Source organism: Pseudomonas sp. NPDC099000 (assembly GCF_044759925.1).
GTDB lineage: Bacteria > Pseudomonadota > Gammaproteobacteria > Pseudomonadales > Pseudomonadaceae > Aquipseudomonas.
Genome location: NZ_JBIWAF010000006.1, coordinates 189,066 through 202,220 on the forward strand (window position 1 = coordinate 189,066; position 13,155 = coordinate 202,220).

Annotated in this window: 11 protein-coding genes; 10 read left to right on the forward strand and 1 reads right to left on the reverse strand. The window is 57.5% G+C overall.

What is annotated here, in order from left to right; all coding sequences use genetic code 11:
- Positions 1-133 precede the first annotated feature (133 nt).
- Both ACIQV9_RS10540 and ACIQV9_RS10545 read left to right on the forward strand, forming a co-directional pair.
- Complete coding sequence (locus ACIQV9_RS10540) at positions 134-2,029, forward strand: hypothetical protein (RefSeq protein ID WP_403100867.1); 1,896 nt, start codon at positions 134-136, stop codon at positions 2,027-2,029.
- Complete coding sequence (locus ACIQV9_RS10545) at positions 1,971-3,998, forward strand: hypothetical protein (protein ID WP_403100869.1); 2,028 nt, start codon at positions 1,971-1,973, stop codon at positions 3,996-3,998. The genes ACIQV9_RS10540 and ACIQV9_RS10545 overlap by 59 nt, the downstream gene beginning before the upstream one ends.
- 155 nt (positions 3,999-4,153) lie before the next feature.
- Here the strand turns inward: ACIQV9_RS10545 and uraH are convergent, their stop codons facing one another.
- Positions 4,154-4,507 carry a hydroxyisourate hydrolase gene (gene uraH / locus ACIQV9_RS10550; protein ID WP_010456673.1) on the reverse strand — a complete coding sequence of 118 codons (354 nt, stop codon included), beginning with the start codon at positions 4,505-4,507 and terminating at the stop codon, positions 4,154-4,156.
- A 418-nt stretch (positions 4,508-4,925) separates the two neighbouring features.
- Between uraH and puuE the strand changes: the two genes are divergently transcribed.
- From puuE to ACIQV9_RS10590, 8 genes are all read left to right on the forward strand, one after another.
- Positions 4,926-5,852, forward strand: a complete 927-nt coding sequence (puuE, locus tag ACIQV9_RS10555; RefSeq protein ID WP_059404690.1) for an allantoinase PuuE — start codon at positions 4,926-4,928, stop codon at positions 5,850-5,852.
- Positions 5,849-6,364 carry a 2-oxo-4-hydroxy-4-carboxy-5-ureidoimidazoline decarboxylase gene (gene uraD, locus ACIQV9_RS10560; RefSeq protein ID WP_403100873.1) on the forward strand — a complete coding sequence of 172 codons (516 nt, stop codon included), beginning with the start codon at positions 5,849-5,851 and terminating at the stop codon, positions 6,362-6,364. Before puuE ends, uraD begins: the two co-directional genes overlap by 4 nt.
- A gap of 96 nt (positions 6,365-6,460) precedes the next feature.
- Positions 6,461-7,456: an allantoicase gene (gene alc / locus ACIQV9_RS10565; RefSeq protein WP_403100875.1), complete on the forward strand. Its 996-nt coding sequence runs from the start codon at positions 6,461-6,463 to the stop codon at positions 7,454-7,456.
- A 135-nt stretch (positions 7,457-7,591) separates the two neighbouring features.
- Positions 7,592-8,095 (forward strand): ureidoglycolate lyase, encoded by a 504-nt coding sequence (locus ACIQV9_RS10570; protein ID WP_403101035.1) that lies wholly within the window; start codon positions 7,592-7,594, stop codon positions 8,093-8,095.
- 50 nt (positions 8,096-8,145) lie between these two features.
- Entirely contained in the window at positions 8,146-9,438 is a 1,293-nt protein-coding gene (locus tag ACIQV9_RS10575) for a urate hydroxylase PuuD (RefSeq protein ID WP_403100877.1), read from the forward strand.
- A 165-nt stretch (positions 9,439-9,603) separates the two neighbouring features.
- Positions 9,604-10,962 carry a nucleobase:cation symporter-2 family protein gene (locus tag ACIQV9_RS10580; protein WP_403100879.1) on the forward strand — a complete coding sequence of 453 codons (1,359 nt, stop codon included), beginning with the start codon at positions 9,604-9,606 and terminating at the stop codon, positions 10,960-10,962.
- A gap of 171 nt (positions 10,963-11,133) precedes the next feature.
- Entirely contained in the window at positions 11,134-11,919 is a 786-nt protein-coding gene (locus tag ACIQV9_RS10585) for an outer membrane protein OmpK (RefSeq protein WP_403100882.1), read from the forward strand.
- Positions 11,920-12,295: 376 nt separating this feature from the next.
- Positions 12,296-13,081 (forward strand): outer membrane protein OmpK, encoded by a 786-nt coding sequence (locus ACIQV9_RS10590; protein ID WP_403100884.1) that lies wholly within the window; start codon positions 12,296-12,298, stop codon positions 13,079-13,081.
- Positions 13,082-13,155: the final 74 nt, after the last annotated feature.

The following is a 13,155-nucleotide window of genomic DNA, read 5'->3' on the forward strand; positions in this document are numbered from 1 at the left end:
CAAAACTAACCACTGTGATGTCCAGGGCCGTGCACCTTCACGAGCCCTGTTTTTCACCCAATTAATTTTTCGTCTGTTTCAGGTGCACATACTGATTTAGACCTTCACCAGATTATTTATCGGAACTAAGGTCATGGCTAAACCACCCAGGAAAGTTTCCAGTCCCAATACGCTTGGCACTTCATCGACCCTCCCCAGACCCTCTCCTGAGGATGACGTGGCCAGGGTCGGCTCATCCGGCCGTGCTGACACGCCTGTGCGTGGAGGCGAAAACCCTACAGACACCCGTGCCCCAAATACCTTGCCAGGCGACACTTCTCAACAACCGCCCGTTGTCGTCACCAACATGCCTGGCCACACCGCCGGCCCCTTCGTGCAACCCGAAAACCTGGTGTCCTGGCCCCGTGAACAGGTAGATCAACTGATTCGAGTCGCTGACACAGGGCTCTTCATGAGCAAGGAGCAAAGGTTATATGCCGATCTTGAAAACGCAGGCATTGGCAGCGTCGAGCCGAACGCCAACGGCGATTACCGAGTCTATTTCCCTTTCGCCCCTGACCATGCGGGGCCGGTGCTGAGAAAAGTCGAAGGCAAGCCACTGTGGGCCGTTTTGCCGTCAGCTCCAGACGTGCGAGCAGGGGGTTCGCACGCGACCGCCACGACCGTTGCTGCGCCTGTCCATCTCATCAAAAATCCGCTCGTGGTTAAAAAACTACCGGCCGCCAATAAGCTCGGAATACGCTGGCACAACCTGCGAAGTTATGTCGATTTGCTGGACGAGGGCATTGTTCAAGTCGCCAGAAACGCGAATGGCGATTATCAGGCAACCTTCGGCCAGGAATGGACGCCTTCCGGCCCCTTACTCGAGAGGATTGGACTGACGCAGTTCTGGCGACGTAAACCTCAGACGCAGACCACTGATCAACGGACCGCTCGCCAGCAGTCATCTGTCGTTGAAGAGGCCGGTGCCGGTCCGAGCAAGCGTCAGCGCCTGGAGGGGAATGAAGAGCAGCCAGACACAACCGGACCCGCGCAACAGATTATTCCCCTCTATCCCACCCATCCGATAAATGAAAATCCGTACCTGTGGGTCTCATGGGGAAAGGTCAACAAGCCCCTTGCAAACGAATCCATTCAAATCGGAGAACTTCATTATCAAACGGTACCCGAAGTAAAAAACGTACAAAAAGTCTTGAACTACCTCCAGCACCCCGAATTCCCACCCTCTCGCTTCGATCTGTTCGAACAGATGTTGCACGCAAAACCCTGGTTACAACCTGTACCGGTAGTTCTGAATAGCGACGGCAAATGGATTGTGAATAGCACCCGCCGATTGTTTGAAAAACCGATGACGGAATCTGTTTCGGATGTATTCCCGGACTTTTCACCGGTCACCTCGCGAGCTGTCGCAAAAAAGCTATTTGAACATTCAGGGGATTCCGAAGTGATCGCCCGAGAGGGTTTATATACCACCACACTCACCCTCGATCATTGGAAGGAACAGGCGGGCATCTTTGATGCAAAACTCGAGAATCCAATTGACTTATTGCCTGTCGCTTCGCGCATGGATCGTGAGGGGAAAATCATTTCCATGGTGCCTCCGACATTTGGCGATCCCTTACACAGGCTGGACTTCCTCCCGAAACATTTTCAGATGGAATGGGACACCTTTGTTGCAAATCGCTCTGACTACAACCTCAAGCGTCTAGTCAGCACCGCGTTGACCCGCAATGGGTATGAGGTGTTTCCGTTACTGAATGAGCATCGAAATCCCGTGCTGGTATTCAAACGTGCCGATCACGACAAGGTTTATTTCCTGAAACTAGGTATCGCTGAAAGAAATGCGATCGGAATAAACCCGTCTCCGGCGCCAGAACTTGCTGACCCGTCTTTAGTTTCACAGGTCGGTAATGACGCCCTGCAAGCACTCACCACCGCCAACCAGCAGAACAACATCGTATGGCTATTAGGTGGATTTCAAACAGCCCCATCAGGATGGCAGTCCGTTTTTATTATCAGAGAGCGTTAATACCGGCCATTTTCATTTACAGCCACCATTCACTAAAGCCCCTTATCAGATCTTCGATCTTTATCGTTTAAGCACCACCAACTTATTTAATTATCAAGGAACACTATTCATGGCTAAACCGCCAAAAAGAGCTTTAACTTCCAAGACACCCGACACTTCGACAACCCTTCCAAGGTCTTCGTCAGAAAATAGTCGGGTACGGGGCGGCGATCACGCCGCAACGGTCGGCAGACCGCTGGGAGACGCCAATCCCGTTGCCGACACCAATGTGTCAAGTTCATCGCAACGTACCTTGCCTCGTCAGCCTGTCGTCGTTACCGACATGCCAGTTAACGCTACAAGCGCCGCCGAGATCGCTGCCAAAATGATTTCCTGGCCTCGAAACGAGGTCGATGAACTATTCAAGATCGCCGACACCGGGCTGTTCATGAGCAGCCGGCAACAGCTTTACGCTGATATTGGAGAGGAAGGCATTTTTCTGATCAGAACAAACGCTAGAGGCGATTATCAAGTTCCCCTCCCATTTGCCCCAGACCAACCGGGCCCGATCCTCAAGAAAGTTCCTGGCCAGCCACAGTGGAGAATCGCCAGGGAGGGCATGGTTCTTCCAACCGCAAGCGTACCCGCGAGGCCGGAAACGCTGGAGATCATTCCCCGGCACCTGGCCGACAAACTGACGCCTCCCGATGCCAACGGCCTGCGCTACGACAAGCTGAGAAGAACCTATGTCGACCTTGCAGACGAAGGCACGGTCATGGTTCGAAAAAATACCGACGGTGATTATCAGGCGTCCTCGACGAGCGAATTGACCCCTTCGGGCCCGGTACTCGAAGGCATTGACGGGATGACGCTTTGGCAACGCAAGGCAATCGACACCACAGCCTCAGACGCTGAAGAGTCAGGCCCCACGCCGGGCAAGCGCCCTCGCCTCGATGAAAATGCCGAGGCGTCCGACACCGTGGCAGATAACAGCCAACCAGCTGCCACCTTGAATGAAAACCCGTATTTGTGGGCATCCTGGGGGAAAATAACCAAACCTGAATCGGTGGAATCCATAAAGATCGGTCAGCTCCATTACCCGATCGTGCCGAAGGGGCCGATGGCCGATCAGCTACCCCTCGTTTTCATTCAACACCCGGGATTTGCACCCTCGCGCTTCGAGGCATTCGAACGCATGCTGCACGAAGCACCTTCGTTGCAACCCGTCGCCACCAGCCACCAGGCTGGCACAAATACGCGGAAAGTCGACGGCGCTGCTCGTCTCTTTGAGAAAACACTGACGCAACAGGTCGCGGATGTTTACAAGGGTTTCACGGAACCGACTTCGCGCGCCGTCGCCAAGCGATTATTTGAGCTATCCAGTGAGTCGGAGGAGTTCAACGGCAGCGGCTTGGCCCGAATGAAGCAAACCTTTCGCCACTGGGAGGGCAAATCGACCATCGGCGTGCCACGACTCGGCGACCCGTTGGATATATTGCCTGTTGCGTCCGGCAATGAAGGCGCCAGACGGATCGTCGAACTGCACGCTCCGGATTCTATCGTGCCCTTGCAGCAGTTGAACTTCAGACCGGAGAGCACTCATGCCTGGCAGTTTTACGCAGAGTTGCCCAACGCACCGGGTCGACTTTCGTTATTACTCGCCTCGATACTGAGCCACAGCGGCTACAAGGTCTTCCTTCCTGCAAACGTTGAGAATGTTCAGCTCACTCCCCCGACGGTGGTATTTAAAAGGCCCAATCACAACAAGGTCTACTTTCTGAAACTGGGACGTGTGGAGACTGACGCGATTGAAATCAAGCCGCCGTCCGTGCCAGAGCTTGCAGACCCTCTACTGAAGACGCGAATCGGCGCCGAAGCCCACCAGTTGCTGCTTGCCGCCGATGCGAAGGGCGACGTGGTATGGCTGATAGGCGGCGTCCAGCACATGCCCGTTGGAAATCCTTCTGTTTTCATCATCAAGGAACGCTGACAGAGAAACGTGCGCACCTCGCAGGCTATTCGCGAGGTGCAACCCAATAAGTTCGCTCAAACAGAAAGCAAAAAAAAGCCCGCAGTGTGAGCGGGCGAAAGACCAAAGAAGCTATATGCGCAGTCGCTTCCAGGTTGAGGCAGCTGCTTGGGGGATCAGCTGCCGCGGTACGTGGAATAGCTGTAAGGCGAGATCAGCAATGGCACATGGTAGTGATCCTGTTCCGCAGAGATGCCGAAACGCAGCACCACCACGTCCAGGAACGCAGGCTCCGGCAGCTGAACGCCTCGGGCGCGGTAGTAATCGCCCGCATGAAACTGAACCTGATAGACCCCGGAACGGTAGTCATCGCCTTGCAGCAGCGGTGCGTCGACACGGCCGTCGCTGTTGGTGATCGCGCTGGCGACCAATTCCAGCTGCGAGCCTTCAACGCGGTACAGCTCGACCTTGATCGAGCTGCCCGGGCAACCGTGTGCAGCGTCCAAAACGTGTGTAGTCAAACGTCCCATTGATTCTGCGCGCCTGCCTGCATGGAGCAGCCAGACCTCGCGCCTCCCGAAGTCAGTTGAAAGGAGACCGCACCGGTTCGGAGCACGAAACGCTGCGGCGAGCGATTGATTAAGACACTTTTCATAAAAATTGTACACAATAAAAACGACATTTTTAGCGCTACCCCTGCCATTCACGGAAATGCGGCGAATCTGTCGCCGAACCAGACGATCAGAAGACCTTCCATCTATAAGCTGACCAATCAGGCAGGTTTCTTGCAATGACATGTTCAGATGACAGCTCATCAAAAATGCAAAAAATCAGGCTTACAAAGTGAACATAAAGTTGTATACAATCAGCCCATCGCTGTGACGCCAGCCTGTCATCTCATCGCCAGGCCGCCACACAACCTGTCAACGAACAAGAAGGAAGACTGCAGTGAGCGCTGACTACCCACGCGACCTGATCGGTTACGGCAGTAACCCTCCTCACCCACACTGGCCCGGCAATGCCCGAATCGCCCTGTCGTTCGTGCTCAATTACGAGGAAGGTGGCGAGCGCAATATCCTGCACGGCGATAAAGAATCCGAAGCCTTCCTCTCGGAAATGGTCTCGGCGCAGCCGCTGCAGGGCGCGCGCAACATGAGCATGGAATCCCTTTACGAGTATGGCAGCCGTGCCGGCGTCTGGCGGATTCTTAAACTGTTCAAGGAATTCGACATTCCGCTGACCATCTTCGCCGTGGCCATGGCCGCCCAGCGGCACCCGGACGTGATCCGCGCGATGGTCGATGCCGGCCACGAGATCTGCAGCCACGGTTATCGCTGGATCGACTACCAGTACATGGACGAAGCGCAGGAACGCGAGCACATGCTCGAAGCGATCCGCGTCCTCACCGAAATCACCGGCGAACGTCCGCTGGGCTGGTACACCGGGCGCACCGGTCCGAACACCCGTCGCCTGGTGATGGAAGAAGGTGGTTTCCTCTACGACTGCGACACCTACGACGACGACCTGCCTTACTGGGAACCGAACAACCCGACCGGCAAGCCGCACCTGGTGATTCCGTACACGCTGGACACCAACGACATGCGCTTCACCCAGGTCCAGGGTTTCAACAAGGGCGACGATTTCTTTGAATACCTCAAAGACGCGTTCGACGTGCTGTACGCCGAAGGCGCCGAAGCACCGAAAATGCTGTCGATCGGCCTGCACTGCCGGCTGATCGGCCGTCCGGCGCGCCTGGCCTCGCTCAAACGCTTTATCGAATACGCTAAAAGTCATGAACAGGTGTGGTTCAGCCGTCGCGTCGACATCGCTCGCCACTGGCATGAAACCCACCCGTACCAAGGGGCTGCCAAATGAGCACCTTCCAGACCGTCAAACCCTCGAGCCTGAGCCGCGAAGCCTTCGTCAACGCCTTCGCCGACATCTACGAACATTCGCCATGGGTGGCCGAGAAGGCCCTCGACCTGGGCCAGGACGCTTCGATCGACGAGATCGAAACCCTGCACCAGCGCATGAGCGACATCCTGTTGAGCGCCGATCAGCAAAGCCAACTGGCCCTGATCAACGCTCACCCGGACCTGGCCGGCAAAGCCGCCGTCCAGGGCCAGTTGACCGAAGCCAGCACCAATGAACAGGCTGGCGCCGGTATTCACCAATGCACGGCCGAAGAGTTCCAGCGCTTCACCGAGCTGAACGACGCCTACAAGGCCAAGTTCAAGTTTCCCTTCATCATGGCGGTAAAAGGCAGCAACCGGCATCAGATCCTCGCGGCGTTCGAAACGCGCATTCACAATTCGGCGGATACCGAATTCAAATGCGCGCTGGCGGAGATCAACAAGATCGCCCTGTTCCGTTTACTGACCCTATAGCGAGCAGCCCTTGTAAAAAGCCCCGAGTGTTGAAAACGCGAAAACACCCAGGGCTGCAAGCATCCCAAGCCAACTAATTAAAGGCAGACAAGAAGAATGAAAGCTTACGCCGTACCTTTCGAGAAGTTCGTCAACCTGGCCGACGCCCGCCTGGGCACCAAAATCATCTCGGTCACCGATGACTGGTTCGCTGATGCCAACCGCCTGTTCCAGCCGACCCCGGCTGTGTGGAAAGAGGGCGTGTTCGATGACAACGGCAAGTGGATGGACGGCTGGGAGTCGCGCCGCAAGCGCTTCGAAGGCTACGACAGCGCGGTGATCCGTCTGGGCGTACCGGGTTCGATCAAAGGCGTGGACATCGACACTTCATTCTTCACCGGCAACTTCCCGCCGTCGGCGTCCCTGGAAGCCTGCTTCCTGGCCTCGGGCGAGCCGGACGACAACACCCAGTGGACTGAAGTGCTGTCCGCCGTCGAGCTGCAAGGCAACAGCCACCACTACCACGAAATCAGCAACGACCAGGCCTTCAGCCACCTGCGCTTCAACATCTATCCGGATGGTGGCGTGGCGCGTCTGCGTGTGTACGGCGTGCCGCACCGCGACTGGTCGGCCGTTGGCGACAACGAGCAGGTTGACCTGGCCGCCGCCCTCAACGGTGGCCGCGCCCTCGCCTGCTCCGACGAACACTTCGGCCGCATGAGCAACATCCTAAACCCGGGTCGTGGCATCAACATGGGCGACGGCTGGGAAACTGCACGTCGCCGTACGCCGGGCAATGACTGGGTCATCGTCGCGCTGGGTCATCCGGGCGAGATCGAAAAAATCATCGTCGACACCCTGCACTTCAAGGGCAACTACCCGGACACGTGCTCGATCCAGGGCGCGTTCGTGAAGGGCGGCACCGACAGCCAGATCGAAACTCAATCGCTGTTCTGGCGCGAATTGCTGCCGGCGCAGAAACTGGAAATGCACGCCGAACACACCTTCGCCGAGCAGATCAAGGCGCTGGGGCCGATCACCCACATCCGCCTGAACGTGTTCCCGGATGGTGGTGTGAGTCGTCTGCGCGTACTCGGCAAGGTCGCGAAGTAACAGAAGATCGTTCCCACGCTCTGCGTGGGAATGCATACCGTGACGCTCCGCGTCACAGTGGACGCGGAGCGTCCATGGCAGCGTTCCTACGCAGAGCGTGGGAACGATCAAATTCAAAAGATTAAGAAGACCAGCATGCGCACACTGACGATTGAACCGCTGACCAAAGAAGCCTTCGCCCCTTTCGGTGACGTGATCGAAACCTCTGGCCGCGATCACTTCATGATCAACAACGGTTCGACCATGCGCTTTCACAAACTGGCGACGGTTGAAACCGCCACGCCAGAGGACAACGCGATCATCAGCATCTTCCGCGCAGACGCGCAGGACATGCCACTGACCGTCAGCATGCTGGAGCGTCACCCGCTGGGCAGCCAGGCTTTCATTCCGCTGCTCGGCAACCCTTTTCTGATCGTGGTCGCGCCACTTGGCGATGAACCTGTATCAGGCTTGGTCCGCGCCTTCGTCACCAACGGCAGGCAGGGCATTAATTACCATCGCGGCGTTTGGCACCATCCGGTGCTGACGATCGAAAAGCGGGATGACTTCCTGGTGGTTGATCGCAGTGGCACAGGCAATAACTGCGATGAGCATTTTTTCAAAGAGGATGAGCGTTTGATCCTTGCCCCCCACCAATAAGAGAAGGTCTGATCACTCGACAACAGAGTGACAGGCGAGAGGTAAAGACTGTGGAAGCACATCTGTTGGAATGGCTGAACCTGAGCGTGCGCTGGGTTCACATGATTACTGGCGTGGCCTGGATCGGTGCGTCGTTCTATTTCGTCTGGCTGGAAAACAACCTCAATCGGGTCAACCCGAAAAGCGGTCTGGCCGGCGATCTGTGGGCGATCCACGGCGGCGGTATCTACCACCTGGAAAAATACAAACTGGCCCCACCGACCATGCCGGACAACCTGCACTGGTTCAAATGGGAAGCCTATTTCACCTGGCTGTCGGGGATCGCGCTGCTGTGCGTGGTGTTCTACTCCAACCCGACGCTGTACCTGCTGGCACCGGGCAGCAGCCTGACCGGCCCTGAAGGGGTCGCACTGGGCATCGCCTCGTTGTTCGTCGGCTGGTTCGTCTACTCCTTCCTCTGCGACTCGGCTCTGGGCAAACGCCCTGCCCTGCTCGGTTTCATCCTGTTCGTGCTGATCATTGGTGCTGCTTACGGCTTCAGCAAAGTGTTCAGCGGTCGTGGTGCGTACCTGCACGTCGGCGCGATCATCGGCACCATCATGGTCGGCAACGTGTTCCGCATCATCATGCCGGCGCAGCGCGCACTGGTAGCGGCGATTGCCGAGAACCGCACGCCCGATCCGGCACTGCCGGCCAAAGGCTTGCTGCGTTCGCGGCACAACAATTACTTCACCTTGCCGGTGCTGTTCATCATGATCAGCAACCACTTCCCGAGCACCTACGGCAGCCAATACAACTGGCTGATCCTGGCCGGGATCGCGGTGCTGGCGGTGTTGGTGCGTCACTACTTCAACACCCGTCACGACAGCCACAAGTTCGCCTGGACCTTGCCTGTCGCGGCTGTTGGCATGATCTGCCTGGCTTACGTGACGGGCCCGGCGCAAATGCCGAGCGCACCTGAAGTCGCCAAGGCACCCGGGACCATCGAGTACCAGCCGCTGCCGGAAACCGCCGTCGGTGGTGGTGCCAAACCTGCCGCTGCGAAGCCTGCCGAAGCACCGGCCCAGGCGTCCAACGCCGGCCCGAGTTTCGACAAGGTGCACAGCGTGATCCAGGAACGTTGCTCGGTATGCCATTCGGCCAAACCGACCAGCCCGCTGTTCAGCGCGGCGCCGGGCGGTGTGATGTTCGACACCCCCGAGCAGATCCGTCAGAACGCCGCGCGGATCCAGGCGCAAGCCGTCACCACCCAGATCATGCCACTGGGCAACATCACCCAGATGACCCAGCAGGAGCGTGACCTGATCGGTGCGTGGATCGTTCAGGGAGCGCCGACCAATTAACCGTTGAAAAGCTTCGCGGGCAAGCCTCGCTCCTACAGATTTATGTCGTTCACAAATGATGCGACCGACCCAATACCTGTAGGAGCGAGGCTTGCCCGCGAACGGCCGCGCCGCGGTCCCCCTGATGCACAAAATTACAAGAATAAAAAAGATCCGAGGTGTTGCATGTCCGAGCTATCCGAAGCGCGCATCCCCGACGCACCCGCTATTCAGCGTTTGCCCCTTTTTCAACTGATTCTGGTCGGCCTGCAACACGTTCTGCTGATGTACGGCGGCGCCATCGCGGTGCCGTTGATCATCGGGCAAGCCGCCGGCCTGAGTCGTGAGGAAATCGCCTTCCTGATCAACGCCGACCTGCTGGTGGCCGGGATCGCGACCATCGTGCAATCGCTGGGCATCGGCCCCATGGGCATCCGCATGCCGGTGATGATGGGCGCCAGTTTCGCCGCGGTCGGCAGCATGGTCGCCATGGCTGGCATGCCCGGGATCGGCCTGCAAGGGATCTTCGGTGCAACCATCGCCGCCGGGTTCTTCGGCATGATCATCGCGCCGTTCATGTCTAAAGTCGTGCGCTTCTTCCCGCCGCTGGTGACCGGCACAGTCATCACCTCGATCGGTTTGTCGCTGTTCCCCGTGGCCGTCAACTGGGCGGGCGGCGGTGCTGGCGCCACTCAATTCGGCTCACCGATTTACCTGGCCATCGCTGCGCTGGTGTTGGCCACCATCCTGTTGGTTCACCGCTTCATGCGCGGGTTCTGGGTCAATATTTCCGTGCTGATCGGCATGTGCCTGGGCTACGTGATCTGCGGGCTGATCGGCATGGTCGACCTCAGCGGCATGGCGGATGCGCCATGGCTGCAGATTGTCACCCCGCTGCACTTCGGCATGCCCAAGTTTGAACTCGCACCGATCCTGTCCATGTGCCTGGTGGTGGTGATCATCTTCGTCGAGTCCACCGGAATGTTCCTGGCGCTGGGCAAAATCACTGGCCAGGAAGTCTGCCCACGGATGCTCCGTCGCGGCTTGCTGTGTGATGCCGGCGCCTCGTTCTTCGCCGGGTTCTTCAACACCTTCACCCACTCTTCGTTCGCACAGAACATCGGCCTGGTGCAGATGACCGGCGTGCGTTGCCGCTCGGTGACCATCGTTGCCGGCGGTTTGCTGGTGGTGCTGAGCCTGCTGCCGAAAGCGGCGTTCCTGGTGGCCTCGATTCCACCGGCAGTACTGGGCGGCGCGGCAATTGCGATGTTCGGCATGGTGGCTGCGACCGGGATCAAGATTCTTCAGGAAGCCGACATCGGTGATCGTCGCAATCAATTGCTGGTGGCGGTGAGCATCGGCATGGGGCTGATTCCAGTGGTGCGCCCGGAGTTCTTCGCGCACTTGCCGTTGTGGATGAGTCCGATCACCCACAGTGGCATTGCGATGGCGACGTTGAGTGCGCTGTCGCTGAACCTGCTGTTCAACATCCTCGGCGGCGCCGAACGCGCGGCCATCAACGACTGCCACGCCAACCCGCATTGATCGAACCTGTGAAGGCGCTCCCTGTGGCGAGGGGGCTTGCCCCCGTTCGGCTGCGAAGCAGTCGTAAAACCTGCGAGCAGAGTACGACTGGAGAAATGCCGGGGCCGCTTCGCGACCCAACGGGGGCAAGCCCCCTCGCCACAAAACAATAAAAACAAGAGGGAGCAACAGATGATTCGGACTCAAACAACCCTGCTGTTGGGCGGTGGCCTGCTGGCCGCGAGCCAAGCCATGGCCGGCGATTTGCTGCTGTGGCAGACCAACAGCCTGAGCTATCTGTATGGCAAGGATTTCGCGGTCAACCCGTCGATCCAGCAGACGATAACCTTTGAGCATGCTGACCGCTGGAAGTACGGCGACAACTTTCTGTTCGTCGACAGCACTTACTACAACGGCGAGAAAGACCGGAACAAAGGCGTTCACGCCTATTACGGCGAGTTCAGCCCGCGCCTCTCCTTCGGCAAAATCCTCGACCGCCGTTTCGAATTCGGCCCGATCAAGGACGTGTTGCTGGCCATGACCTACGAGAATGGCGAAGACGACACCGAGGCCTATATGATCGGCCCCGGTTTCGACCTCGCGGTGCCAGGCTTCAACTTTTTCACCTTGAACTTTTACTATCGCCAGACCGAAGGCTCGCGTCCCGGCGACGATGTCTGGCAGATCACGCCGGCCTGGTCCTACACCCTGCCATTGGGCAACTCGAACCTGTTGATCGACGGCTACATCGACTGGGTCGTGGATAACGACCAGAACTCACAGGGCACCTACCACGCCAACCTGCACGTCAACCCGCAGATCAAGTACGACTTGGGTAAAGCCCTGGGCTGGCGGGAGAAACAGGTGTACGTCGGCGTCGAGTACAGCTATTGGAAAGACAAGTACGGCATCGAAAACAACGGCAACTTCGACACCAATGAAAACACCACCAGCCTGTTGGTGAAGGTGCACTTTTAAGATGGCCCGCAACCGTGCTCCAAACCTGTCGTCGGTGCGCTGTTGCGGGGCACTTGAGACCTGGCCAAGGAGTCAGTATTCTCCGCGGCCGCCTGAATCCGCTTTAAAAAAAAGCCCGGATTTAATTCCTGACCAGAAAGCCAACTTATCCCGGCTCTGCACGGTACCAAGGCACTCCAAAACCCCTCTCAATCGACTGCTCTTGAGCCGCCGAGCGGGAGTTTTTTGGCTTTTCGAAAGCCTTGGCTCAGCTCTTGCTAACAGCACTGAAGCTGACCGACTGGATGATTTTTTACCGCTACAGAAAAAGGCGCCACACCAGAGCGTCGACCTTAGAAAAATAACGTGGAACCACCTACTTTTTGGGAGCAACCGAATGAAACGCACGTGCACCAGCCTGATGCTCGCAGGATCGTTACTGGCCGGGGGCCAGGCCATGGCCGGCGACTTGCTGCAATGGCAGAACAACAGCCTGACCTACCTCTATGGCAAGGACTTCCAGGTCAACCCGCGCATTCAGCAGACGGTGACCTTCGAACACGCCGATGGCTGGAAATACGGCGACAACTTCTTCTTCATCGACAAGATCTTCTACAACGGCAAGGAAGACGCCTTCGCCGGTGAGAACACCCACTACGGAGAGCTCAGCCCACGCTTGTCGTTCAACAAGATCTTCGACCAGAAATTGACGTTTGGCCCGATCAAAGACGTGCTGTTGGCCATGACTTACGAGTTCGGTGAAGACGATACCGAGTCCTACCTGATCGGCCCTGGTTTCGATCTGGCGATCCCTGGCTTCGACTACTTCCAGCTGAACTTCTACAACCGTCACACCGAAGGCGACCGTCCGGGTGATGATATCTGGCAAATCACACCGGTATGGTCCTACACCATTCCCGTTGGCGATTCGAACATCCTGATCGACGGTTTCATGGACTGGGTGGTCGACAACGACGTCAACAAAAAGGGCGAATATCACGCCAACCTGCACTTCAATCCGCAGGTCAAATACGACCTGGGCAAGGCACTGAACCTTGGCGAAAAGCAGTTGTACGTCGGCGTCGAGTATGACTACTGGAAAAACAAGTACGGCATCGAAGACAGCCAGGGTTTCAAGACTGATCAGAGCGTGACCAGCTTCCTGGTCAAGGTTCACTTCTGATCCGGCGGCGTCTGTGAGGACGCCTTCGCGGGCAAGCCTCGCTCCTACAGGGTTTGTGTCGTTCGCCAATTATG